Annotated in this window: 24 protein-coding genes; 15 read left to right on the forward strand and 9 right to left on the reverse strand. The window is 66.2% G+C overall.

The window, feature by feature from the left end:
• Nucleotides 1-101 precede the first annotated feature (101 nt).
• A complete protein-coding gene (locus NJLHNGOC_RS00910; RefSeq protein ID WP_113594675.1) occupies nt 102-572 on the forward strand; it encodes an NADH-quinone oxidoreductase subunit B family protein in 471 nt (156 codons plus the stop codon).
• Here the strand turns inward: NJLHNGOC_RS00910 and NJLHNGOC_RS00915 are convergent.
• From NJLHNGOC_RS00915 to NJLHNGOC_RS00925, 3 genes are read right to left on the reverse strand one after another with little or no spacing between them, the layout of a single operon-like run.
• Complete coding sequence (locus tag NJLHNGOC_RS00915; RefSeq protein WP_165837813.1) at nt 552-1397, reverse strand: CDP-alcohol phosphatidyltransferase family protein; 846 nt, start codon at nt 1395-1397, stop codon at nt 552-554. The genes NJLHNGOC_RS00910 and NJLHNGOC_RS00915 overlap by 21 nt on opposite strands.
• Before the next feature lie 21 nt (nt 1398-1418).
• On the reverse strand, nt 1419-2096 hold the full coding sequence (locus NJLHNGOC_RS00920) for a phosphatidylserine decarboxylase (RefSeq protein ID WP_113594676.1): 678 nt from the start codon (nt 2094-2096) through the stop codon (nt 1419-1421).
• Between the two features lie 34 nt (nt 2097-2130).
• Nucleotides 2131-2967 (reverse strand): methyltransferase domain-containing protein, encoded by an 837-nt coding sequence (locus tag NJLHNGOC_RS00925; RefSeq protein ID WP_113594677.1) that lies wholly within the window; start codon nt 2965-2967, stop codon nt 2131-2133.
• Nucleotides 2968-3076: 109 nt separating this feature from the next.
• Between NJLHNGOC_RS00925 and gloB the strand changes: the two genes are divergently transcribed.
• The 3 genes from gloB (at nt 3077) to NJLHNGOC_RS00940 (ending at nt 5028) form a co-directional block, all read left to right on the forward strand.
• Entirely contained in the window at nt 3077-3808 is a 732-nt protein-coding gene (gene gloB / locus NJLHNGOC_RS00930; protein WP_113594802.1) for a hydroxyacylglutathione hydrolase, read from the forward strand.
• The gene (locus tag NJLHNGOC_RS00935; protein ID WP_113594678.1) at nt 3805-4410 is read left to right on the forward strand and encodes a glutathione S-transferase; all 606 of its coding nucleotides are present in this window, start codon (nt 3805-3807) and stop codon (nt 4408-4410) included. Before gloB ends, NJLHNGOC_RS00935 begins: the two co-directional genes overlap by 4 nt.
• Nucleotides 4411-4542: 132 nt before the next feature.
• Nucleotides 4543-5028 (forward strand): polyhydroxyalkanoate synthesis regulator DNA-binding domain-containing protein, encoded by a 486-nt coding sequence (locus tag NJLHNGOC_RS00940; protein ID WP_408890366.1) that lies wholly within the window; start codon nt 4543-4545, stop codon nt 5026-5028.
• Nucleotides 5029-5466: 438 nt separating this feature from the next.
• Here NJLHNGOC_RS00940 and NJLHNGOC_RS00950 read toward each other — a convergent pair whose 3' ends face one another.
• The 5 genes from NJLHNGOC_RS00950 to NJLHNGOC_RS00970 all read right to left on the reverse strand — a co-directional run bounded on the left by NJLHNGOC_RS00950 (nt 5467) and on the right by NJLHNGOC_RS00970 (nt 9089).
• Complete coding sequence (locus tag NJLHNGOC_RS00950; RefSeq protein ID WP_113594680.1) at nt 5467-6237, reverse strand: lysophospholipid acyltransferase family protein; 771 nt, start codon at nt 6235-6237, stop codon at nt 5467-5469.
• A 118-nt stretch (nt 6238-6355) separates the two neighbouring features.
• The gene (locus NJLHNGOC_RS00955) at nt 6356-7024 is read right to left on the reverse strand and encodes a YdcF family protein (RefSeq protein ID WP_408890403.1); all 669 of its coding nucleotides are present in this window, start codon (nt 7022-7024) and stop codon (nt 6356-6358) included.
• A complete protein-coding gene (locus NJLHNGOC_RS00960) occupies nt 7003-8001 on the reverse strand; it encodes a cell division protein FtsX (protein ID WP_113594682.1) in 999 nt (332 codons plus the stop codon). The genes NJLHNGOC_RS00955 and NJLHNGOC_RS00960 overlap by 22 nt, the downstream gene beginning before the upstream one ends.
• 4 nt (nt 8002-8005) lie before the next feature.
• On the reverse strand, nt 8006-8677 hold the full coding sequence (locus tag NJLHNGOC_RS00965) for a cell division ATP-binding protein FtsE (protein WP_113594683.1): 672 nt from the start codon (nt 8675-8677) through the stop codon (nt 8006-8008).
• A 13-nt stretch (nt 8678-8690) separates the two neighbouring features.
• Nucleotides 8691-9089: a hypothetical protein gene (locus tag NJLHNGOC_RS00970; protein WP_113594684.1), complete on the reverse strand. Its 399-nt coding sequence runs from the start codon at nt 9087-9089 to the stop codon at nt 8691-8693.
• A 124-nt stretch (nt 9090-9213) separates the two neighbouring features.
• Between NJLHNGOC_RS00970 and NJLHNGOC_RS00975 the strand changes: the two genes are divergently transcribed.
• The 11 genes from NJLHNGOC_RS00975 to NJLHNGOC_RS01025 all read left to right on the forward strand — a co-directional run bounded on the left by NJLHNGOC_RS00975 (nt 9214) and on the right by NJLHNGOC_RS01025 (nt 23076).
• A complete protein-coding gene (locus NJLHNGOC_RS00975; protein ID WP_165837814.1) occupies nt 9214-9828 on the forward strand; it encodes a chemotaxis protein CheW in 615 nt (204 codons plus the stop codon).
• Nucleotides 9821-11236 (forward strand): CheR family methyltransferase, encoded by a 1416-nt coding sequence (locus tag NJLHNGOC_RS00980; RefSeq protein WP_239021245.1) that lies wholly within the window; start codon nt 9821-9823, stop codon nt 11234-11236. The genes NJLHNGOC_RS00975 and NJLHNGOC_RS00980 overlap by 8 nt, the downstream gene beginning before the upstream one ends.
• Entirely contained in the window at nt 11233-11802 is a 570-nt protein-coding gene (locus NJLHNGOC_RS00985) for a chemotaxis protein CheW (RefSeq protein ID WP_113594687.1), read from the forward strand. Before NJLHNGOC_RS00980 ends, NJLHNGOC_RS00985 begins: the two co-directional genes overlap by 4 nt.
• Nucleotides 11803-11808: 6 nt before the next feature.
• Nucleotides 11809-13491: a methyl-accepting chemotaxis protein gene (locus tag NJLHNGOC_RS00990; RefSeq protein ID WP_113594688.1), complete on the forward strand. Its 1683-nt coding sequence runs from the start codon at nt 11809-11811 to the stop codon at nt 13489-13491.
• Between the two features lie 8 nt (nt 13492-13499).
• Nucleotides 13500-15626: a hybrid sensor histidine kinase/response regulator gene (locus tag NJLHNGOC_RS00995; protein ID WP_113594689.1), complete on the forward strand. Its 2127-nt coding sequence runs from the start codon at nt 13500-13502 to the stop codon at nt 15624-15626.
• Nucleotides 15623-16735 (forward strand): chemotaxis-specific protein-glutamate methyltransferase CheB, encoded by a 1113-nt coding sequence (cheB, locus tag NJLHNGOC_RS01000; RefSeq protein WP_113594690.1) that lies wholly within the window; start codon nt 15623-15625, stop codon nt 16733-16735. The genes NJLHNGOC_RS00995 and cheB overlap by 4 nt, the downstream gene beginning before the upstream one ends.
• A 2-nt stretch (nt 16736-16737) precedes the next feature.
• A complete protein-coding gene (locus NJLHNGOC_RS01005) occupies nt 16738-18588 on the forward strand; it encodes a response regulator (protein WP_113594691.1) in 1851 nt (616 codons plus the stop codon).
• Nucleotides 18589-18604: 16 nt separating this feature from the next.
• Entirely contained in the window at nt 18605-20548 is a 1944-nt protein-coding gene (locus NJLHNGOC_RS01010; protein ID WP_113594692.1) for a response regulator, read from the forward strand.
• 61 nt (nt 20549-20609) lie between these two features.
• Nucleotides 20610-21203 carry an ATP-dependent protease subunit HslV gene (hslV, locus tag NJLHNGOC_RS01015; RefSeq protein WP_113594693.1) on the forward strand — a complete coding sequence of 198 codons (594 nt, stop codon included), beginning with the start codon at nt 20610-20612 and terminating at the stop codon, nt 21201-21203.
• Entirely contained in the window at nt 21203-22519 is a 1317-nt protein-coding gene (hslU, locus tag NJLHNGOC_RS01020) for an ATP-dependent protease ATPase subunit HslU (RefSeq protein WP_110526581.1), read from the forward strand. The genes hslV and hslU overlap by 1 nt, the downstream gene beginning before the upstream one ends.
• Nucleotides 22520-22629: 110 nt before the next feature.
• Nucleotides 22630-23076, forward strand: coding sequence for a SufE family protein (locus NJLHNGOC_RS01025; protein ID WP_113594804.1), 447 nt, complete (start codon nt 22630-22632; stop codon nt 23074-23076).
• Between the two features lie 83 nt (nt 23077-23159).
• On the opposite strand, the gene NJLHNGOC_RS01030 is transcribed toward NJLHNGOC_RS01025, so the two are convergent.
• The gene (locus tag NJLHNGOC_RS01030; protein WP_113594694.1) at nt 23160-23375 is read right to left on the reverse strand and encodes a heavy-metal-associated domain-containing protein; all 216 of its coding nucleotides are present in this window, start codon (nt 23373-23375) and stop codon (nt 23160-23162) included.
• Nucleotides 23376-23389: the final 14 nt, after the last annotated feature.

Below are 23389 nucleotides of genomic sequence, written 5' to 3' on the forward strand. Positions count from 1 at the left end.
AGCTTTTTGCAAAAAGCTTCACCAAAAACTTTTTATGATTTCAGTGAGTTATTTAGGTGTTCCTTCTCCAATAGTCCTTTGGGAAGAAAGGGGGCGTGGCAATGGTTGAGGTTCCGGACGTTCCCACCACGGAGACGGATCTTCCGCCCGCGCGGATGATATCGGTCTTTTTTCTGGAGATGGGGGGATGCGCGGGATGCGCCATGGAGGTGGCCGCCCTGAATGGCGCCGCATGGGCGGACAGGCGCGGCGGCGTATGTTTCGTCCATACTCCGCGCCATGCCGACATCCTGCTGGTGGCGGGGGCGGTGACGCGGCCGATGGTGCCGGTGCTGGAACAGGCATGGCAGGCGATGCCCGGTCCGCGCGCCCTCATGGCGATCGGCGACTGCGCCATCGACGGCGGTGTCTTTGGGGAAAATTACGCTGTGCTGGGCGGATTGCGCGGGCGTGTCAGGCTGGACCTGTCGCTGCCGGGATGCCCGCCATCCCCCACGATCATCCTGTCGGCCATGGCGCGATGGCTGCTCGAGACGGGCTTTCCCTGCTCCTCAGTCGGCAGCCAGGTCTGAGGGGTCTTCCTGCTGCAGGGCCTCGGCCTCTTTCTTGAGGCGGTGGAAGCTGCGGCGGCTCAGCGGCAGCAGCAGAAGGTAGATCACGCCCGCTCCCGCAAGCGCGCCCCACGGATCGGCCACCAGCACCGCGGCATATCCCCCGATCCCGAGCATGACCGGCAGGACGAAGGGCGCGGGCACCTTGAAATTCTTGAATGACCAGACGGGCAGGGTGGATACCAGCAGGAATGCGGTGCCACTCAGCGTCAGGGCGGGCATCAGCGGGTCGCGCGCCAGTTCGTACAGGCCCGTCCATCCCAGCTTGTGCGCCTCCAGCCCGAGGAAGAGGGGAAACATCGCCAGCCCTGCGCCCGCCGGGGCCGGGACGCCGGTAAAGAAGTTGCTGGCATATTTGGGCTGTTCCGCGTCATCAAGGCTGGCGTTGAACCGCGCAAGGCGCAGCGCCATGCATACGGTGAACATGATGCACGGGACATAGCCGAAACGTCCCCCTTCCTTCAGCGCCCATAGATACAGCACGAAGGAAGGTGCCACGCCAAAGCACAGGAAATCCGAAAGGCTGTCGAATTCCGCGCCAAACCGGCTGGTGCCGCGCAGCAGGCGGGCAATGCGCCCGTCAAGGCCGTCGATGCACGCGGCGATCAGCAGCGCGGTCGCGGATTCCCCGAAGCGTCCCTCCAGCCCCATGCGCATGCCCGTCAGCCCCGCGCACAGGCCCAGCATCGTCATGATGTTGGGGATCATGCGGTTGAATGACGGGCCGCGCACCCGTGGTCGCCTGCGCCGGATCAGACGCCTGCGCCGTTTGGGGACAGGCGCCATGGAACCTTGGCTCATCGCGGGTTACAGCCGCGCCATGACCGTTTCGCCGCCGGTCATGGTCTGCCCGACCTCCACCAGCGGATCCACGCCCTCCGGCAGGTAGAGGTCGGTGCGCGAACCAAAGCGGATCAGGCCGAAACGCTCACCCTTTTCGTACTGCATGCCTTCTTCGGCATCGCACAGGATCCGGCGCGCGATCAGGCCCGCGATCTGCACCACGGCCATGTTGCGCCCGTCCGGCAGCGTCAGGCGCAGCGCATTGCGTTCATTCAGTTCCGATGCCTTGTCGAGGCTGGCGTTAAGGAACTGCCCCGCGTGATAGGCGATGCGCGTGACGGTGCCTGCGGCGGGCATGCGGTTGACGTGCACGTCCAGCACCGACAGGAACGTCGCGATCCGCCATACCGGCGTCGTGCCCATGTCGAGTTCGGGCGGAGGTGCGACCTTTTCCACCGAAACGACATGACCGTCGGCCGGGGCGACCACGGCATGCGCGTCCGCCGGGACGACGCGTTGCGGATCGCGGAAGAAATACAGGCAGAAGCCGAAGAACAGGCCACAGACCGTCCCCGCCAGTTTCGTGGCCCGGAACGGCAACGCGCGTCCCAGCAGCGCGCCCGCGCCGGAGGCCAGCAGGAAGGGACGGGCCGCCGGATGGGGGGGCGCCATGACGAGCTTCAGGGATTGGATCAGGGACATGGGACAAGCTTCATGAAGATTTCGCAAACCAAGGTCAAGAGCGCAGTGCGGTCGTGGGGGCATGGCCGGGTGCATTTTCGCCCGTGGTTTCGCCCCCGTCCCGCCGCGTCCTGTCATGCCGGGTGGCGTGGCCGAAGGCCTCGGCCCGGCGCAGGCGCAACGCGGGGGCCAGCGCGGGAGCCAGTGCCGGGGGAGAGACGCTGCCCACCGGGGCATAGGCATCCTTGACCGCCTCGATCACGCATACCCCGCCCAGATACGGCAGGACCCGTGTTCCCGCCCGTTCCATGACCCCGGTCCAGCGCCGGCCGCCCGTGGGGCCGATGGGGGGGAAATACAGGGCGTTTTCGTGCCGTTCCACCCGCAGGCAGGCATCGGCGAGGGCGCGTGTGATCTGCCGGTGCGAAAATGGCGTTCCCTGACCAAAGGGGGAGGTATCGGCATGCGCCCACATGCCCGAACGGTTCGGCACCACCACCAGCAGGCGGGCATCGTCCTTCATCACCTTCCACACCTGCCGCAGCAGGGCGGCGCGCGCGTCCGTGACCTCCAGCGCATGGACCATGACGACGCGATCGAAAAATAGGTCGCAAAAGGGCAGCATCGTCCCCGACGCCACGCATTCGCGCATCGGCGCCTGCGTCTGTCCCTGCGCCGGGCCGGGTCGCGTCACGGGCGTATCCAGCCGCGCCGAAACACAGGTCGCCTGCTCCCACAGCGAAAGGTAGGGTGCGGCATACCCCACGCCCAGCACGTTTCCGCCCCGGATGTCGGGCCAGAACGCGGACAGGTGCCGCCGCAGGTGGGTCGCGGCAAGGTTCCCCCGGCTGCTGGCATAGAACTGGCTTGCGATGCGCGTGTTTTCTTGCATTGTCTATCAATAGCACAAACGGGCCGTCGCTGTGGCCACGGATCGCGTGGCATGCCAGCCACCCATGATCCGCAGCCATGCCCGCGAAAACCGCCGAAAGGGGAACCCGATGGGGCTTTTCATACAACCTGTTCCGATACTCGAGGACAATTACGCCTGGTTCGTGCGTGACGAAGGCACGGGCGCGACCGCCATCGTCGATCCGGCGGAGGAAGCGCCCATCGTGCGCGCCATCGCAGCGCAGGGGGGACGTCTGGATTTCATTTTCCTGACCCACCATCATGCCGACCATATCGCGGCGGCCGACGCGCTGCGCACGCGATATGGCGCGAAAATCGTGGGGGCGGCGAACGATGCCCGTCGCCTGCCCCGCCTTGATATCGCCGTAAGGGATGGCGACACGGTCACGCTGGGCGCGGCGGAGGGACGGGTGATCGACACGCCGGGCCACACGCGCGGGCATATCTGTTACTTTTTCCCCGGGGCGCCGCCCGCCCTGTTCTGTGGCGATACGCTGTTCAGCATGGGCTGCGGGCGCCTGTTCGAAGGCACCGCGCGGGAGATGTTCGACAGCCTGCGCCGGCTTGCGGCGCTGCCGGATGATACGCTTGTGTGCTGCGGCCATGAATACACCCTGTCAAACGCGCGTTTTGCCCGGCATGTGGATCCCGATAACGCGGCGGTGGCGGCGCGGATGCAGCAGGTCGAGGCCCTGCGCGCGCAGGGGCGGCCCACCGTGCCGGTGACACTGGGCGAGGAAAAGCGCACCAATCCCTTCCTGCGCGCGCCGGACGTGGCTACATTCGCGAAGCTGCGTCAGGAAAAGGACGTTTTCCGGTGAAACTGTTCAGTTCGGTTCTCAGCCCCTATGCCCGCAAGATCCGCGCCGCGATCCATGCGCTGGGGCTGGTGGACAGGGTGGAAATCGTCAATGTCGATATCTCCTCCTCCCCGGCGGAGGTGGTTGCCCTCAATCCGCTGTGCAAGATCCCGACCCTGCTGACGGATGAGGGAACGGGGATGTACGACAGCAGGGTCATCGTGGAATATCTGGGCATGGTGGCCGGGTCGGACATCCTTGTCCCCGCAACGGGGCCACGGCGTTGCGCGGTGCTGCGGCTGCAGGCGCTGGGCGATGGAATCGCGGATGCGGCGATCCTGTATCGCGGGCTGCTGGCGGCGGGGCTGGATGCCGATGCGCGGCTGGCGGCGCGTCAGATGGCGGCAGTCACGCGGGGGCTGGCCACGCTGGAGCGCATGGCGGCGGAGTCGGCGCTGGGTGACGTGGCATGTCCCGATGCCGGCGCGCTGTCCGTCGGGTGCGCGCTGGGGTTCCTGGATGCGCGATTTGCGGAACTGGAATGGACAGGGCAGTATCGCGCACTGGCGGAATGGTATGGCCATCTGACGGCGACCGACTGCATGCGGCGCAGCGCACGCTAGTCGCAGGCGACGTCATCAGAGCGGCGCATCCCCATGTAAGAAGGGCACAAGGCCGGGATTCCGCCCGAAGGGAGCAGTCTATTGTCGCCAGCGCACATTCCGGTTGTCATCAAGAAATATGCAAACCGGCGTTTGTACGATACTGAACGTTCGGCCTACATCACGCTTGACAGCCTTGCCCTGATGGTCAAGGAGGACCGCCCCTTCGTCGTGCTTGATGCGCGGACGGGCGACGATATCACGCGCGGCGTGCTGGCGCAGGTCATCCTGGAAGAGGAAACCAAGGGACGCGCCATGCTTCCGGTGCCGTTCCTGCGGCAACTGATCCGCTGGTATGGCGACAGCCGGCAGGACGAGGTATCGGAATATCTGGAACGCATGATGGGCGAATTCATCGCCCGGCAGGCGCATGATGTCCCTGAACTCAGGGAACTCGACGCGGAAAAGGCCGAAATCGTGGGGCAGGTGATGTCGATGTTCACCTCTCTCTACGCGGTGGAGCGCGGGGCGGGAAGCGGCCCGTCGGTCGAAAACCTGCTGCGCGAGGTCATGGAACTGCCCACGGAGGTGCGTCGCCTGCGGGGTGATGCGGACGTCGACGCCACCCGCAAGGAATAGCGCGGGTTCCAGATCCCATGCCGATACGATGATGGCCGCAACATCTGGAATGTCCCTGTTTTCCCGCGCCGGCCCTGCCTGATTTCTCAGGCAGGATCGCACGATCCTGCATCGCGCCTTTCGTGGGTGGTGAAGGATTTCGTGCCCATGCACGAAGGTATGGTGGGGACCTGCCTATATTATCCCCTTCCGGGTGACCGGAAATGCTGTGCGCAGGGGCGGATATTCCCATTTATCCACAGTGTAACTTCGTTTTGCGGCGGACCGTCCCGGCATGACGGGAAGGGACGGACATCATGGATGGCGGACGGTGCGCCTGACGGAATTACTTATGAAAAACAGTATTCTGATATTTCCGTGCCTGCGTAAACATGCGGCATGGACGGCCCCGCCAGACGGTGAGCAGACAGGCCGTGGAGGGGATTGACCCCTGTTTTTCTATGATTCTGTCAGGGATTCCGTCTGCTTTCCAACAGAATTGTCCACAGGGCTGGGAGTAAGGAGGGGTAACCCGTTTTCACGGGACAGTTCCTCCCACGCCGTGGCGATGGCGGGCAGGATCAGGGCCCGTCTGGTGGTGCAGGTCAGCGGCGGCCCCAGGACGATATGGATCGTGCCGGGACGCTTGAGGAAGGCGTTGCGTCCCCAGCGCAGCCCGGAATCGGTGGCGACCGGAATGACCGGCAGGCCGGAATGGGCCGCCATGGCCGCGATGCCGGGATGCAGCCTGCCGATTTCGCCCGGGGGCATGCGCGTGCCTTCGGGAAAGATGATGATCTGCCGGCCGTCATCGCGTGCCCTGTCCGTTGCCGCCAGCAGGGCGCGCAGCGCCTTTGCCCCGCCCGTGCGTTCCACCGGGATCATCCCGGTCAGCAGCAGCATCGGCCCGACCAGCGGAATGCGGGTCAGCTCGCTTTTCATGACATAGGTGGGACGTTCCACCAGGTTCATCCACACCAGCGTGTCAAAGGCCGACTGGTGCTGGCATGCCAGCAGGCACGGCCCCTGCGGCAGGTGTTCGCGCCCGCTGACCACCACCCGGATTCCGCAGATGCGCGTCAGCCCCTTTATCGTCAGCCCCGTCCATGCCTGGGCATAGGCCAGGGCGCGCGATGGCATGCACACGCGGATCGGCATCGCCAGAATGCCCATGACCAGCGTCAGCACGAAGAAATAGAGGTTGAAGATGCAGGCACGCACGAACGTCATGTCAGGCGGAATCCATCATGGCAGGCGGGATAGGGCGGCGTGGCGAAACGCACGGCCCTGTAACACCAGAAAATCACGATGGAGACAAGCAGCCCGCCCGATCATATGCCCCACGCGATCAGGATGACGGGGATGCCGGGCGGATGTCGTCATGACGGATCAGGCCATGCACGGGTCGTGTCCAGCGCGCGGTGTCGATGCAGGCCAGCAGCCATTTGTCGTATTCCACCACCAGCAGCCGCCACGTGGCAAGGCGGTCCGTATGCAGCATCGCGGGCGGCTGCACCGGATAGGGGTAAAGTGCCACGTCCGGCACGGCGCGCGCGATTTCCATCATGGCGCGGCGGATGTGATACCCCGCCGTCACGACGATGAGGGAGTGGACGTCATGCGCGCGCACCCATTGCGCCGTTTCGTCCGCGTTGCCCAGCGTGGAGGTCGCCTGCCGTCCCAGCGTGGTGTGCAGCCATACCTCCAGCGGCAGCAGATGCGGGGTGCGCATCAGGAAATCCCCCAGCACGGCATGCGGATCGACGCCGGATATCAGCAGCAGCGCGGCCCGCCGTTCCGCCATCAGCCGCAGCGATGTCTCGATCCGGCCCTGACCGCCCGTCAGGGCGACGATGCCATCGCAGGGCGGCGGCAGGCGCGGGGCACGGCGCGCATCGCGGATGAACCATGCCAGTCCCGCCCCCCATGCCGCGATCAGGATGGCCGCCAGCATCAATGCGGGCTTCAGCCGGGACCGTCCTGCCGGCAGCCCCCTCATGGCAGGCGCCGCAGCCAGGCCCGCACGGTCACCTGCGTCGTCAGCCATCCCAGCATCGCCGTGGCGATGGGCAGCACGACCAGCATCGCCAGGAGGGAGGACGGCAGGACATTCAGGATTTCCGACGGCGGCATGCCCCCCCATGTGGAGGGCGAGAGCAACGCATGCATGTCGGGCATGTCCGCCCCGCTGAACGGCGCGGCCAGCAGCGACAGCATGACCAGCACCGGCATGGCCAGCACGCTGCCGCATGCCCCGCCCGCCAGCGCCAGCGCGGCGACCCGCCATGCAAAGCGGCCGGCGATATACCCGTCCGTCGCCCCCAGCGAATGGATCAGTTCGATGGCCCGCCTGCGCGCCTGCACGCCCGCGCGGGTGGCCGCCATGATGACGATGGCCGATACCGCGACGACGATGCAGATCGCCAGCAGCGCGCAGGTCTGCAGGCTGTTGGCCAGCGCGGCGAGGCGGTCGCTCCAGATGCTGTCATGCTCCATCACGATCCCCGGCACCTGCGTCTCCAGCGCCTTTGTCACGTCATCGGGCAGGGGACGGGCGTTACGGGCATGGACCTCGATCACCGCGGGCATGGGCAGGACAAGGTCGCTGCCCTGTTCGATCCACGGGGCCAGCAGGGCGCGCAGTTCTCCGTCGCTCAGCCTGTGCACGGCGGCGGGACCGGCCATGGCCGACAGGATGGACATCGCCTGCTGTATGCGCGTGGCCGTCGCGGGGGACGCGCCGGGGAGCGGCGCGCCCGTGGGGGAGCTACCTGCGGAAATGGCCGGATCGTCCGGCTGCGGCACCTGCACGGTAATCACCGCGCCCGCCCCGTGGGTCCAGCGGATGGACAGCGCATGCGCCCCGATCCCCCCTGCCAGCGCAAGTGCTGCCAGGAAGGCCATCGCCCCCACGAGGAATGGCAGCAGCCGGTCGGGAATGGCCTGTCGCAGGGCCAGTCCGTCGCGGCGGCGGGTCCCGGACCACAGGGCCATGGGCCTAGCCCTCCTGCACGAGATGGCCCTGCATCAGATCGATCGCATGGGCGGGATATTTGCGGACAAGGGCGTCATTGTGGGTTGCGACGATGATGGTCGTGCCCAGTTCGGCAAGCCGGTGGAACATGTTCATCAGCCGCGTTGCCTGCCGGTCGTCAAGGGCATTGGTCGGTTCATCCGCCAGCAGCAGGGCCGGGCGGTGGATGACCGCGCGCGCGATGGCCACGCGCTGCTGCTCTCCGCCCGAAAGCTGCGGCGGAAGGGCATCGATGCGCGACCCCAGCCCCACCCATTTCATGATGGCGTTGACCTCATGGCGGATTTCGCTTTCGGGACGCATCTGCAGGCGCAGCGGCAGGGCGACATTGTCGAACACCGACAGGTCGTCCAGCAGCCGGAAATCCTGGTACACCACGCCGATCCGCTGGCGCAGCCGCGCGATCACCCCGCGCCGCGCCTGCATGACCGGCACGCCAAGGACCTCCACCATCCCCGATGACGCCTGCGCATCCAGCGCGAGGATCCGCAGCAGGCTGGACTTGCCCGCGCCCGACGGGCCAAGCAGCCAGCGGAATTCGCCCTGTGCTACGGCCACGCTGACATGACTCAGCGCCGCCCCCTTGTGCGTGTCCCTGCCGGGATAGAGATAGCTGACGTCGTGAAGCCGGAACATCGGCGGGGTCGGTTTACATGCTGCGCGCCGCGACCGCCGACAGCGTCGCGCACAGGGCGGCGGCCGCCATCAGCGCCAGCCCGTCAAAGATCAGCGAAGAGGGGGTCAGCAGGTGGCTGCCGACATTGAGGTGATCGGGAATGGCGTGGGAGACGCGCACGATGACGTCATGTGCCTGCGGGTCGCTGCCTTCGGACGAGGTGCTGACCACCCCCATGAGGCGGGGCAGCGCGCTCCACCCGATTCCCAGGATCAGCACCAGCGGCGCGAGCAGCTCGGAAACCTGCTGGACGAAATAGAACGCGAAGTAACAGACCGACCAGACCGCGATGCGCACGGTATTCATCCATACGGGACGATGGGCCGTGGCGCGCGCGCCGTCGTGGGGGGTGTTGGAAAAGGGGGTGTCCATTATCAAATATCTCCGGCATGCAGGTGCGATGCGCCGCCGGCCTGTCGGAAACGCATTCCTGCCCGAGGTAGCGACGGCTTGTGCTAAATGCAAACTTCTGCCTTGTACACATACATCGGGAAGCATGAAAACGGATAGCAGCCTGCCTGAAAACCGGAACGAAGGATACGGCATGTTGTCGGGACCTGATGGACCGGCGCGGCGACCGCCCGACCCGACCGGTCCGCGCGTCATGATCGTCTTTGGCATCGGGACGCGGCTTTACGCGTTACCGGTCGGCGACGTGCAGGAATGCGTGCCCGCGCCGGCGCTGTCGCCCCTGCCGGTTGAACTGCCGCACCTGCCGGGCTGGTTCTGGCTGGGGGATGCGCGCGTGCCGGTCATCGACCTTGCCGTCCTGATGGGCGTGCGTCCCGCCGTGCCCCTGCGTGCGTCGGACCTGCTGTACCGTCCGCTGCTGCTGTGCCGCGACCCTGCGCTGCGCTGGGTCGCGCTGCTGGTGGATCGGGTGGTGGACGTGATGGAGGTGGGATGCGATACGATCATGCCCATCGATATTGATCGCGGGGTGGGGGACTGTATTGTCGGCGAAATCAGGCGCGGACACGAACCGCCCGCTTTCGTGATGGAAATGGTGGGCGTGCTGCGGCAGGGTGAGCGTCTGAGGTTGGCGGCACTGATGTCGCAGGAGGAACGGCGCGCCGCGCTGTGGACGGTGGATGGGGCTGGCGATGTCTGAAATCAGCGCCGGATTGCGACGGGTCATTTCCGTGATTACCGCGCGGACCGGCCTGCATTACTACACCGACAAGCCGGCGCTGCTGGAAAAGATCATCGACGCGCGGATGACGGCGCTGGGATGTCGCGGGTATGTCGACTACCTCGCGCGGCTGGATGACGCGACGCTGGGGGAGGCGGAATGGCGGGAGCTGGAATCCGCCGTCACCATCGGCGAGACGTTCTTCTTCCGCTATGCCGAGCAGTTCCGCGCGCTGGAAACCACGATACTGCCCGAACTCCTGACCCGCCTGCGCGGCGTGCGGGTCCTGCGGATCTGGAGCATCGGCTGCTCCAACGGGGCGGAGCCGTATTCGGTCGCGATCGTGCTGCGCCAGCTGCTTGAAAAGCGGGGCGAGCATGGATGGACCATCGAAATCCTGGGCACCGACATCAGCACCCGCGCCCTTGAACAGGCGCGTAGCGGGGAGTTCGGCTGGTGGGCGCTGCGTGACCTGACGGAGCGGCAGCGCGCGGAATGGTTCGTGCCGGTCATCGAAGGGCGCACATGGCGGCTGAAGGACTGCTATCGCCAGATGGTGCGCTTCCGCCATGCCAACATCATGGACCTGCCGCGCGGGCGGGGGCCTGCGGGACCGTTTGACCTGATCCTGTGCCGCAACGTCCTGATCTATTTCGACCCGCTGCAGGTGACGCGCCTGGTGCAGGCCATGGCGGAACGCATCGCCGGCGATGGCTGGATGCTGGTGGGGCATTCCGAACCGATGGGCCCGTTCGAAAGCCTGATGCAGCCCGTGCGCCTGCCGGGCACAATGGCCTTTCGCGCGAAGGGAAGTACCGCGGTCGCACCCGTCCCGCTGCCGGCGCGGCACAGGGCGGCGCCCTTTCGCTATGGCGCGCCACGGCTGCCGGCGCGCCGTCCCGTGGCCCTTCCGCCGCCGCCGGAGGCCGTCACGGCCGATCCGGGCAGGGAGGCGGGGATCCTGCACACGATCCGTCAGCTTGCCGATGGCGGGGCGACGCGCCGGGCGGTGACGGTCTGTCGCGAATACCTCCGCCGCGCGCCCATGGCGGTCGGGGTGTATTTCATGCTCGGGGTCCTTCTTCTGGCGCTGGGGGAGCATGAGGGCGCGGTGGAGGGATTCCGCCGCGTGATTTACCTGCGTCGCGGTCATGTCATGGCGCGATGCTACCTTGCCCACCTGCTGGAACGCACGGGGGCTGCCGACGATGCGCGCCGCCTGCGCGCGCAGGCGCGTGAACTGGCCCGCAGCCTTGCCGCCGGCCACGTGCTCGAAGGTGGCGGCGGCCTGACGGCGGGGGGGCTTTTACGTCTGCTGCAGGACAAGGAAGACCACGACGCCAGCCTGCTTTCCACGCTGTCTGACATTGCATCGGGGATGTCATGACACAGTCCACGGGCCGCGACGATGGGCGCGATGGCGCGTCCGCCACGCCGCCGGAACAGGAACGTTTCGCGCGGCACATCCTTGCCGAACGCGCGGCGACGCTGGCGGCGCGGCATGACGCGGGCATGGCGGATGCCACGCCCGGCCGCAGCATGCTGGTGCTGGACGTGGGGGGGCGTGAATGCTGCCTCGACCTCGATGCGGTGCTGCGCGTGACCGACCCGATGTGGAGCGACATGCCGCGCCGCGCCGACTGTCCCGCCAGCGTGCGCGGGGTGTATGGATACCAGGGCGACCTCTATACCGTGTTCGACCTCGGCATGCTGATGGAGGAGGGGGAGCAGGACGCGCCGGGCGCGATGATCCTGCTGCGTTCGGTCTCCAGCGTGCCGCTTGCGCGCATCGCCCTGCTTGCGGGCGCGGCCAGAGGCGTTATGGATATTCCCGCCACCGCGCCATCCGTGCTGCCGTCGGGGTTTCCCACCGCACTGCTGCCCGACGGGCGGCATGTCGTGGTGCTCGATCCCGTGCGCCTTTTTTCTTCCGTCCGTTATTCCGGAGAGTAGCCTGTCGTGACGATTGCAAACCGTCTGTTGTTCGGCTTCATGGTTGGCGTCCTGCTCATGGTCTCGCTCGGCGTTTACGCGCTGGGGCAGATACGTGACGTCCGCGATGAAATGACCATCATCGTCACCCGCGACCTTACGGTCTATCGGCAGCTGACGCTGATCCGCGTGGATGAAACCGACCTTGCGGCGCGCAGGCTGGCGATTGTCGCGCATTATTACGCCCATGATTACGAAAACGCGCCTTCCGCGCTGGATGACGCGATTTCCGACTGGGACGAACGCGCCCATCAGGCCGACGAACTGCTCAGCAACGTGACCGCCGGCGCGGACGAGGCAGGACGGCTGGCACGTTCCACCGACCAGCGCGACATGTTCTCTACCGTGTCGGGACAGCTGCGTGAAATCGCGGAACAGGTGCTGCTTGACGAACGCGCGGTCGGCACCCTGTTCAAGGCCATGCGCGCGGACAATCAGCAGGTCGTGCGCGAACAGGTCGGGCGGATCGAAAGCCGCGAGAAGGATATCGACCAGCTTGTCAGCCAGGCGGCCTCCCTGCTTGACCGCGGGGTGAGGGTGGCCGAAACGCAGGGCAGCGCCTCCTACGACTACAGCCGCCGTTCGCTTGCCATCGGGCTGGGGGTCGCGGTGATCGTCGCCCTGATCGTGACGTTCTGGACGCGGCGTTCGATCATGGAACCCCTGGCCTCCATCATGCATGTGATGGAACGCGTGGGGCAGGGCGACCTTGCCACCCGCGCCAAGGTGGGGGACATGGGCGAAAACCGTGACGAGGTCGCGCGTCTTGCGGCGGGGCTGAACCGGATGATCGACGGCCTGCGTGAAATCGCCCGCCAGAGCGGGGAGGTCACGCGCGACCTTGATGTCGCCGTGGCGGATATCCGCGCCTCCACCCAGCAGCAGGCCGCAAGCGTGGAGGAACAGTTCGCCGCCATTCAGGAAACCGCCGCGACGGTGGACCAGATCACCCATTCCGGCGCCCAGATCAGCAAGCGCGCGCGGGAGGTGATCTCCTCGGCTGAAGTGATCGTCCACAGTTCCGCAAGCGGCCTTGAGGCGGTGGAGGAGACGGCCCGCGCCATGGCCCGCACCCATGACGGGGCCGAGGCGGTGGCGTCGAACATCGTCGCCCTGTCCGAACGGACCGAGGCGATCAGCGAGATCATCACGACCGTCAACGACCTGTCGGAACGTTCCCACCTGCTTGCGCTCAACGCCGCGATCGAGGCGGCGGCGGCGGGCGAGCACGGGCGTTCCTTTGCCGTGGTCGCGGCGGAAATGAAGATCCTTGCCGATCAGTCGCGCGACGCGACGCAGAATGTCCGCTCCATCCTTGGCGATATCCAGCGTGGCATCAACACTTCGGTGATGCTGACCGAAGAGGCGGTCAAGCGCGTTTCCGCCGGGCGGGAGCGGACCGACATCGCCTACAAGACCATCGAGCGGATGACCGGCGGGATCGAGGAAGGGGTGCATGCCTTCCAGCAGATCGTGGCCTCCACCAACCAGCAGCAGCTGGGGATCGAGCAGGTCATGACCGCACTGCAGAGCATCCGCCAGGCCAGCCAGCAGACATCCGGCGGAACACGCAACCTTGAGGCATCGGCAAGCAATCTGGGCAAGCTGTCGAAACAGCTTCTGGCGATTTCCGCCCGGTACCGGACCTGACGCCGGTTGTGGTGGATCTCAGGCAGGAACTTCTGGCGGTTTTCGACGCCGAATATCGCGATCACCTGCGTGTCATCCGTGATCTGCTGAATGCGGGATGCGGCACGCGCCAGGCACTGGCGGAGATTTTTCGCCGCATGCACTCGCTCAAGGGCGCGGCGCGCGCGGTGGAAATCCCCGAGGTGGAGGACATTGCCCATGCCGTCGAGAACCGCCTGTCCATCCTGATGGAACGTGGCGGCAGCCTCGATGCGGGCGATATCGCCACGATCGCCCATGCGCTCGACGAAATCGACGGCATCATGGAAACGTCGTCCGCTGTCGCGCCCCGGACGGAAGGCACGGTCGAGGAGCATCCCGCCGCCGGCCCGGATGCCGGGGGCGAGGCCTATGTGCAGGTTCCGGTCTCCCGCCTTGATGCGCTGTCGGGCGCGGTGCATGACCTCATGGGCGTTGCCGAACGGCACGACCGGCTGTGGGAACGGCTCGATGACCTGCTGCATGACATGCGCGCGATCAGCCATGCGCCGCGACAGCTGCAGGCGGATCCGGTCGCGGTGTTTTCGCGCATGACGCGATGGCTGATGGCGATCCGGCGCGAACATGAACTGATGACCGGGCAGGGGGATCGTGCCCTCCTGCGGCTTGGGGAGGAGGTGCATGCCGTAAGTCTTGTCCCCGCCGGGACGGTCTTCGGCTCGCTCGCGGCGATGGCGCGGCGTATCGCGCGTGAACATGGCGGGCCCGATGCGCGGGTGGAGGTGCACCTGCGCGGGATGGAGGTGCAGGCCGAACGCCGCGTGATGCAGGCCCTGCGCGATCCCGTGCTTCACCTGCTGCGCAACGCCATCGTGCATGGTCATGAAAGCCGCGCGCGCAGGCTGCAGGCGGGCAAGCCGGAAACGCAGACGATCACCGTGACCGTGACACTGACGGGCGTGCGGCTTCAGGTCAGGGTCAGCGACGACGGGTGTGGTCCCGATCTTAAGGCGATTGCCGCGCGCGCGGTGCGGCAGGGCATGATCCATGTCGATGCGCCGCTCGATGCGCGGCAGCTGCTGGCGCGGGTGTTCGAACCCGGCTTTTCCACCCGCGCGCATGTCGACCACCTTGCCGGTCGCGGCGTCGGCCTTTCGATCGTGGCGGAGGCCGCCCGCGCGCTGCATGGTACGGTGGCGATGGAACAGGGCCAGCCATGCGGCACGGTCGTCACGCTGACGGTGCCAGTTTCGCAGCGCCAGCGCACCGTCCTGCTGGTGGAAAACGGGGAACGGATGATTGGCCTGCCGGGCCGGGTGATCCGTCACCTCCTGCGCGTGGCGTATGACGACATCCGCATGATCGATGGTTGTCCGTTCGTGGTCCTGCCCCATCCCGACGTGGGGGATCATCCCGCCCGCGTGTCCGGGCCGCCCCCGGCGGAGGAGCTTGCCCCCATCGTGCCCCTGTCGGCGTTCGTGGGCGATGCTGCGGCGGGCCTGCCGGTGCGTGGCGGCGCGGTGAGCGTCGCGGTGATGGAGGTCGATGGCGTCCTGTGCGGCTTCGCCGTCGAACGCATGATCGAGGTCCGCACGCTGCTGATTTCCGATGCCTCCGCCGTGGGGCTGGACAGCGAACTCGTCCCCGGCATCGCCTGGCCGCGGGAGGACAGGCCGGTTTTCGTCATCAGCCCCGACCGACTGTTCGAACGCTGGCGCGCGCGGGGGGGACGCGCGATGCGCTTCAGCCTCGCCCCGCCGGCGCAGGCCGCGCCACAGGCGCGCCGCGCGCCGCTGGTGCTGGTGGTCGATGATTCTATCACGACCCGCACCCTGCAGAAAACGATCCTTCAGGCCCACGGCTTTGACGTGATGCTGGCGGTGGATGGGGAGGAGGCGCTGATGCTGCTGCTACAGTCGTCGCGTTCCATTGATGTCGTGGTCACGGACGTGGAAATGCCGCGTATGGACGGGTTCGCCCTGCTGGCGGCCATCCGTGCCGACCCGCGACTGGCGCAGATTCCTGTCGTGCTGATGACGTCGCGCGATAATGACGAAGAAATCCGGCGCGGGCTGGAGGGCGGGGCGCGCGCCTATATCACGAAACAGAAATTCGATCAGGGCGAACTGGTCGAGACGATACGGGGGCTGTTGTGACGCACGTGCCCGTAATCGAGCCGCGTTCCGTGCTGGTGGTGGAGGATTCGGCCGTCCTGCGCCACCTGCTGTCGCACAGCATCCGCAACGACCCGCGCCTGCGCCTTGTCGATGCGGTCGAAAGCGCGGAGGAGGCGATCCGCCTTGTCCCGCACCTGCGTCCCGACGTGATCTCCATGGATGTCTGCCTTCCCGGCATGGACGGGCTGGAGGCGACGCGCTCCATCATGACGCATTGCCCCACCCCGATTGTCATCGTCAGCGACGCGCTGGATGCGCAGGTTTCGATGAACGCGCTGCGTTCCGGCGCGCTGGCGGTGATTGAAAAGCCACGGGGCCTGACCTCCGATGCCGGCCGCGCCGCCGTGCGGGCCATTACCACGCAGCTATACATCATGAGCCAGGTGCCCGTGATCCGCCGCCGCCTGCTGATGGCCGAGGCGCTGCCACAGGTCGGGGCCATGGTCACGCCGTGGCCGGTCCAGCCGCGTCTGCTGGCCCTTGCGGCCTCCACCGGTGGTCCGCGCGCCTTTGCGCAGGTGCTGGGCGCGCTGCCGGCGGACTTCCCCATTCCCGTCGTGGTGGTCCAGCACATGGGCGGACCGTTCATGGAGGGGTTCGCCCACTGGCTGGACCAGCAGGTGCCGATGTCCGTCTCGGTCGCATCGCACGGGGAAACCCTGCGGCCGGGGCATGTCCATGTCGCGCCGGGGGACCGGCACCTGACGGTGGGCGCGGGAGGGGAGGCGATCCTGATGGACACCCCGCCGGTGCAGGGGCAGCGGCCGTCAGCCTCGATCCTGTTTTCCTCGGTCGCGCGCGCCTGTGGCAGGAACGCCATCGGCGTGCTGATGACCGGCATGGGGGAAGATGGGGCGCAGGGCCTGGGCGACATGCGGCGCGCGGGGGCCTATACCATTACCGAGGATCGCAGCACGGCGGTCATCCACGGCATGCCCGGCGCGGCGGAGCGGAGCGGGGCGACCTGCATCAGCCTGCCATTGCCCGAAATCGCCCCGCATGTCGCCCGGATCATCGCCGACAGTGCCGCGTCGCCCGACATGCGCCCGCCATTGCCCGGACGCCAGTTACCACGGAACATGACCTGAGCATGACCATACAGCCCGATGATGACCGCGCCGCCACCGTCCTGCTGGTGGAAGATTCCGATACGCAGGCCCTGCGCATCCGCCGCATGCTGCAGGGGCACGGTTTTACCGTCGAACGCGTCGCGAGTGGCGAGGCAGCGCTTGATACGCTCGATACCCGCATCCCCGACCTCGTGATCGCGGATTACCACCTGCCGGGCATGAACGGGGGACAACTGGCGCGGCAGCTGCGCATGAACGCCGTAACGCGCACCATACCTGTCCTGATCCTGACGGAAGGGATCGAGCCGGGGCTGGAGCGCGAAGGACTGGAAAGCGGCGCCGACGCCTATGTGCCGAAATCCTCCGATTCCGCGCTGATCGTCTTTCGCATCCGCGCGTTGCTGCGTGAATATGCAGGCAACGTGCAGGCCCGGCCCGGCCGCGTGTTCCGCCGCGCGCGCATCCTTGTCGTCACGCAGCGCCATGACGCCACGGCCACCATCGGGGCAGAGGTGCCGGCCCTGATCGACCTGTTGCAGCGCGACGGGCACATCGTGACCATCTGTGACGACCCGGCGCATTTTGACCGCAGGACCCTGCTGGACCCCGAACGCGCGCCCGATTGCGTCGTGGTTGACCTGATGCCGGGGAAATTCGATGGGGTGGAGTTCTGCCGCAGGCTTGATGAACTGCGTCAGGAGGTGCTGATGCGTGGCGGCGTGCCATTGCGTATCCTGGCCATCAGCCCGCCCTGCCCGGACGAGCGTGAATTTTCCGCCCGGGTGTTCGAAACGGGCGTGGACGATCTTGTCCCCGACGATGTCGCGCCATCCGTGCTGGCGCTGCGCATCCGGGTGCTGGTGCGGCGCAAGCTGCTGCAGGACGACGTACGGCGCATAGAGGTGGAGCGGCAGAACCGCGAAATTGCCATCAAGAGCGCGCGGGCCGAAGCCGCCGCAATCGCGTCCAAGGCCTCCCTGGCGGAGGCACTGGAACAGGCCAACCGCGAACTGGCGGATGCCAACCGCAAGCTGATCGAGACGCAGGGCAAACTGGTCCAGACCGCCAAGATGGCGTCGCTGGGTGAACTGGTGGCCGGGATCGCGCATGAAATCAACAATCCGCTGGCCTTCATCCTGGCGCACAAGGATACGGTCGCGCGCGGGCTGGACCGCGTGATGGGGATGGAAAACGCGTCCACCGATGCGGAACGCGAAGGGCGTGCCGCGATCCTGCGCAAGTGTCGCGACCGCGTGGCGTCGATGAACCTCGGGCTGCGGCGCATCCAGAACCTTGTCCTGAACCTGCGCAAATTTTCGCGACTGGACGAAGGGCTGTTCCAGGTCATCGACGTGCCGGAGGCGCTGGAGACGGTGCTGGCGCTGCTGACGCAGAAACTGGGCAACGGCATCGTCGTGCATCGTGACTATGCCGCGCCGGAACGGCTTTACTGTCAGGCGGCGCTGCTCAATCAGGTCATCATGAATATTATCAGCAATGCCGCCGATGCAATCCTGGAGGCGGCGGGACGTGATAACCCTTTGACGGATACTCCGGCGCAGGGCCGGATCGATATTCGCACCGAGCTGCGGCATGACGCCGAAAGGGGTGCGGTCGATTACGTTTTCACGATTTCGGATACCGGTCCGGGCGTCGCGCCAGAGGTGCAGGAACGCATCTTCGAGCCATTTTTCACCACCAAGCCGGTGGGGGCGGGCACGGGACTGGGGCTTGCGATCGCCTATGGCGTGGTGCAGGCCCATCATGGAACGCTGATGGTCGCCAACCGTCCCGAAGGCGGGGCGCAGTTCACGATTTCAGTGCCGTGGCACGCGCAGGATTCCGAAGACGGGCAGGGAAGGCAGCCATGATGGGAAAGAACAGGGTATGACACAGCAGGCCGCGCGTCCCGTCGTCCTGCTGGTGGATGACGAACCCGAAATCCTTGTCGCCCTGACCGACCTGCTGGAGGACGCCTTTACCGTCGTCTCCACGGTCTCCCCGGTGGAGGCGCTGGAGATACTGGCGCGGCGCAATGATGTCGATGTCATCGTGTCGGACCAGCGGATGCCGGAAATGGGCGGCGATGTCATGCTGGCCCGCGCCCGCGAAATCAGCGACGCGCAGGCGATCCTGCTGACAGGATATGCCGATATCGGGGCGGTGGCCGCCGCCCTGAACCAGGGGCGCATTTCGTTCTATTCCCACAAGCCGTGGGATCCCGATGCCCTGCGCGCGATGATCGTCCAGGCGGCGGACTATCACCGGCTGGAGCGTGAGCTGCGCACGGAACGCCAGCTGCTGCACGGGCTGCTCAACAACCTGCGCGCCGGGCTGGGGTTCAAGGATTCGCAGGGGCGCTTCGTGCGGATCAACCGTCAGGCCGCCGATTTCTATGGCCGCGACATCGCCGACTGCCTTGGCCAGCGCGAGGAGGACCTGTGTGATCCGGTGCTGCTGCCCGCCCTGCGCATGGCGGAGGAGCGCATGCGCGCCGAGGGGCGTGACGAGGCTGCGGTCGAGCTTCCGGCGCAGGTCGGGCGCAATCATGGCCGCTGGCGGGAGTTCACGCGCGTCGTGCTGGATGATTCCGACAGCAGCGATGTCTATTCCGTGGTCATCAACCGCGACATCACCCGCCAGCAGGAAATGGAAGGCCGCCTGCGTCAGGCGGAAAAGATGCAGGCCCTTGGCACCATGGCGGGGGGCATCGCCCATGACTTCAACAACCTCCTGACCGCGGTGCTGGGGTCGCTGGAACTGGCCCGTGAGATGCTGCCGCCGGAGGAGGGCGCGGTGCTGCGCCTGCTTGACAATGCCACGGCGGCGGCGCGTCGCGGCGCATCGCTGACGCGGCGGCTGCTCAATTTCAGTCGCCCGCGTGACTTGAGTCTCGAGCCGATCGACGTGAACGCGCTGCTGCATGGCATGAAGGACCTGCTGGCCCAGACGGTGGTGTCGCGGCAGGACAAGGCGCTGGCGACGCCATGTTCCATCGTGGTCGATACGGCGGCATCAGACGGGATGCTGCCGCCGGTCTGCACCGATGCGGGGCAGCTGGAACTGGCGGTGCTCAACCTGTGCATCAACGCGGTGGATGCGATGCCCAACGGCGGCGTCATTCGCGTATCCTCCGCCCTCAAGCGCGTGCGCGAGGTGGTGGCGGGCACCAATCTCGTGCCCGGAAGCTATGTCATGGTCTCGGTGCAGGATCAGGGTGTGGGCATGTCGGAGGAAACGCTGGCACGCGTGTTCGAGCCATTTTTCACCACCAAGGATGTCGGGCGCGGCACCGGCCTTGGCCTGTCGATGATCTATGGCTTTGTCCGCCATGTCGGGGGGGAGGTGCAGGTCCACAGCACGCCGGGCGAGGGGACGCGTGTCGATCTGTGCCTGCCGGTGCAGGACGGGACGGCGCGCGTCGAAACGACTGAGGAGCCGGGTGTTGCGACCATGCCCGACCGGCCCCTGCGCATCATGGTGGTTGACGACGAACCGGGGGTCCGCGCGGTGACGGCGGGTTTCCTGCGCGCGCGCGGGCACGAGGTGCATGACTATCCCGGCGGCAGGGCTGCCGTCGCGGCGCTGGAGGCGGGGCTGGGACCGCTGGACCTTGTGATCATGGACGTGATGATGCCCGAAATGGGCGGGCAGGAAACGGCGCACAGGCTTCAGGCGATCCAGCCGGACCTCCGTGTGCTGTATCTTACGGGGTACGCCAACCTCGGCGCGCTGCCGAAAGGGGGCAATGTCATGCACAAGCCCTTTACGCGCGCGGGGCTGGCCGAACATATCGGACGGATCATGCGTGGCGGTGCCACCACCGCATAAGGAGGCACGGTCGCGCCAATGCCTCTTGTGCTATGGGGGAAAGCTCCTATTTCTTCATGATATGCAAGATCATCATGTAAATCCCCACGATCCGATTGGCTGGCACGGCACAACCATCCTGTGCGTGCGGCGTGACAACCAGGTGGCGATGGCAGGCGACGGCCAGGTGACGCTGGGCGCGACCGTCATCAAGGGCAATGCGCGCAAGGTACGCCGCATCGGCCCGTCTGGCGACATCCTTGCCGGCTTTGCCGGGGCGACCGCCGATGCCTTCACGTTGCTCGAACGGTTGGAGGGCAAGCTGGAACGCTATCCCAACCAGCTGGAGCGCGCATGTGTCGAACTGGCGAAAGACTGGCGCACCGACCGTTACCTGCGGCGGCTTGAGGCCATGATGGCCGTTGCCGACGCGCACCATTCCTATACCCTGACGGGCAATGGCGACGTGCTGGAACCCGAAGACGGCATCATCGCCATCGGTTCGGGCGGGAATTACGCCCTGTCGGCCGCGCGCGCGCTGCTGGGGATCGAGGGGCTGGGCGCGCGGGAAATCGCGCAGCGTTCCATGAAGATCGCGGGCGATATCTGCGTCTATACGAATCATTCCGTCATTGTGGAAACGCTGGGCGGCGATACGGACAAGGTAGAGGCATGATGGAAATCCCCAATCATTCCCCCCGGGAAATCGTCTCGGAACTCGATCGTTTCATCATCGGGCAGACGGATGCCAAGCGCGCGGTGGCCATCGCGCTGCGCAACCGCTGGCGTCGCGCGCAACTGCCCGAGGGCCTGCGTGAGGAGGTCGTGCCCAAGAACATCCTGATGATCGGTCCGACCGGCTGCGGCAAGACCGAAATCGCCCGTCGCCTGGCGCGTCTGGCGCAGGCGCCTTTCCTGAAGGTCGAGGCGACGAAGTTCACTGAGGTCGGCTATGTCGGGCGTGATGTTGAAAGCATCGTGCGTGACCTTGTCGAGGTATCGATCAATATGCTGCGTGACCTGCGGCGCAAGGACGTGCAGGCCAAGGCCGAAATGGCGGCGGAAAACAGTCTGCTTGACGCGCTGGTGGGCGAGGGCGCTTCGGCCGATACCCGCAACAAGTTCCGCCGCATGCTGCGCAACGGGGAGCTTGAGGCCAAGGAGGTCGAGATTTCGGTGACCGAGGGACCGTCCCCGTCCGGTCAGGCGGACATGCCGAACATGACGCCGGGCACGGTCATCAACTTCTCCGACATGATGAAGGGCTTCATGAACCGCATGCCCCAGCGCCGTCGCATGACGGTGGCGGAGGCCCGCGCCGCCCTGACGCGCGAGGAAGCGGACAAGATGCTCGATACCGAGGCCCTGACGCATGAGGCGGTGGCCCATGCGCAGGATCATGGCATCGTCTTCCTTGATGAAATCGACAAGGTGTGCGCCCGCGCGGCCGAAGGCGGGACGCGCGGCGGCGATGTCTCGCGCGAGGGGGTGCAGCGCGACCTGCTGCCCCTGATCGAGGGGACGACGGTTTCGACCAAGTACGGTCCCGTGCGCACGGATCATATCCTGTTCATTGCATCGGGCGCGTTCCACATCGCCAAGCCTTCGGACCTGTTGCCGGAGTTGCAGGGACGCCTGCCGATCCGCGTGGAGCTGTCGTCGCTGACGCGTCAGGACCTGCGCCGCATCCTGACGGAGCCGGAGCACTCCCTGCTGACGCAGTACACGGCCCTGCTGGGCACGGAAAAGGTGGATCTGCGCTTTACCGACGACGCGGTGGAGGCGCTGGCCGAACTGGCCGCCGACATCAACGAACGGGTGGAGAATATCGGCGCGCGCAGGCTGGCGACCGTGATCGAACGCCTGCTGGAGGAGGTTTCCTTTACCGCGACCGACCGCAGCGGGCAGACGGTGGAGATTACGGCCGCCGATGTGCAGGAAAAAGTCGCACCACTGGCGCGCAAGGGTGATCTGAGCCGCTTTATCCTGTAATTTCATGCTAACCAGACCGGTGATCGTCCCCGCCCGTCGCGCGGGACGGGGGCGTGAAACCGGACGTGCAGGGACGGGGCGGCGATGGTGTTGCCCCCTTGGGAAAGAAGATGACGGATCCATTCGTAAAGCCCGAAGACGATACAGCGGCGGACGCGATCGCGACGATTGCCGATGAACTCTCGCTGTTTGATGACTGGATGGACCGTTACCAGTACATCATCGAACTTGGCCGCAAGCTGCCGCCATTCCCCAAGGAATGGACCAACGACGCCCATCGCGTTCCCGGCTGCCAGAGCCAGGTCTGGCTGGAGGCAAAGCAGGAGGGCGATGCCCTGTTTTTCGCCGGGGCGTCGGATGCCGCCATCGTCTCGGGGCTGGTGGCGTTGCTGCTGCGGGTCTATTCCGGGCGCAGCAGGGCGGAAATCCTTGGGACCGACCCGGCTTTCCTGCGTGAACTCGGGCTGGTGCAGGCGCTGTCCACCAACCGTGGCAACGGGGTGGAGGCCATGGCCCGCGCCATCCGCAAGGCGGCGTCCATGCAGGACGCCTGCTAATCACATGAACGCGTGATCGCGATGAATGTCTGAAGAAGGCTGTTGCGATCCGTCTTCAGACCATCGGTGGCCGGGGGCGGCCTTCAGTATTCCTGAACGACGTCAAATCCCGCCGCGTCCACGGCGCTGGCCAGCGCGTCGGGATTTGCGAACGTGTCGTCGCACGTGACATAGGCCTCTCCCTTGTCGAGGGAGACATCAACGTCGCAGACGCCTTCCACGCTTTCCAGCGAACGACGGACCTTGGCCGCGCACCCGTCACAGGTCATGTCCGCTATCTTGAGTGTGAATTTTTCCATCTGGAATTCTTTCC

Origin of the sequence: Novacetimonas cocois, from assembly GCF_003311635.1 — a bacterium.
Classification (GTDB): domain Bacteria; phylum Pseudomonadota; class Alphaproteobacteria; order Acetobacterales; family Acetobacteraceae; genus Novacetimonas; species Novacetimonas cocois.

Excerpts from the sequence above, each read along its gene's own strand:
- NJLHNGOC_RS00910 (WP_113594675.1), top strand. The coding sequence starts at position 102 with ATGGTTGAGGTTCCGGACGTTCCCACCACGGAGACGGATCTTCCGCCC.
- NJLHNGOC_RS00915 (WP_165837813.1), bottom strand. The coding sequence starts at position 1,397 with ATGGCGCCTGTCCCCAAACGGCGCAGGCGTCTGATCCGGCGCAGGCGA.
- NJLHNGOC_RS00920 (WP_113594676.1), bottom strand. The coding sequence starts at position 2,096 with ATGTCCCTGATCCAATCCCTGAAGCTCGTCATGGCGCCCCCCCATCCG.
- NJLHNGOC_RS00925 (WP_113594677.1), bottom strand. The coding sequence starts at position 2,967 with ATGCAAGAAAACACGCGCATCGCAAGCCAGTTCTATGCCAGCAGCCGG.
- gloB (WP_113594802.1), top strand. The coding sequence starts at position 3,077 with ATGGGGCTTTTCATACAACCTGTTCCGATACTCGAGGACAATTACGCC.
- NJLHNGOC_RS00950 (WP_113594680.1), bottom strand. The coding sequence starts at position 6,237 with ATGACGTTCGTGCGTGCCTGCATCTTCAACCTCTATTTCTTCGTGCTG.
- NJLHNGOC_RS00960 (WP_113594682.1), bottom strand. The coding sequence starts at position 8,001 with ATGGCCCTGTGGTCCGGGACCCGCCGCCGCGACGGACTGGCCCTGCGA.
- NJLHNGOC_RS00965 (WP_113594683.1), bottom strand. The coding sequence starts at position 8,677 with ATGTTCCGGCTTCACGACGTCAGCTATCTCTATCCCGGCAGGGACACG.
- NJLHNGOC_RS00970 (WP_113594684.1), bottom strand. The coding sequence starts at position 9,089 with ATGGACACCCCCTTTTCCAACACCCCCCACGACGGCGCGCGCGCCACG.
- NJLHNGOC_RS00975 (WP_165837814.1), top strand. The coding sequence starts at position 9,214 with ATGAAAACGGATAGCAGCCTGCCTGAAAACCGGAACGAAGGATACGGC.
- NJLHNGOC_RS00980 (WP_239021245.1), top strand. The coding sequence starts at position 9,821 with ATGTCTGAAATCAGCGCCGGATTGCGACGGGTCATTTCCGTGATTACC.
- NJLHNGOC_RS00985 (WP_113594687.1), top strand. The coding sequence starts at position 11,233 with ATGACACAGTCCACGGGCCGCGACGATGGGCGCGATGGCGCGTCCGCC.
- NJLHNGOC_RS01005 (WP_113594691.1), top strand. The coding sequence starts at position 16,738 with ATGACCATACAGCCCGATGATGACCGCGCCGCCACCGTCCTGCTGGTG.
- NJLHNGOC_RS01010 (WP_113594692.1), top strand. The coding sequence starts at position 18,605 with ATGACACAGCAGGCCGCGCGTCCCGTCGTCCTGCTGGTGGATGACGAA.
- hslV (WP_113594693.1), top strand. The coding sequence starts at position 20,610 with ATGCAAGATCATCATGTAAATCCCCACGATCCGATTGGCTGGCACGGC.
- hslU (WP_110526581.1), top strand. The coding sequence starts at position 21,203 with ATGGAAATCCCCAATCATTCCCCCCGGGAAATCGTCTCGGAACTCGAT.
- NJLHNGOC_RS01025 (WP_113594804.1), top strand. The coding sequence starts at position 22,630 with ATGACGGATCCATTCGTAAAGCCCGAAGACGATACAGCGGCGGACGCG.
- NJLHNGOC_RS01030 (WP_113594694.1), bottom strand. The coding sequence starts at position 23,375 with ATGGAAAAATTCACACTCAAGATAGCGGACATGACCTGTGACGGGTGC.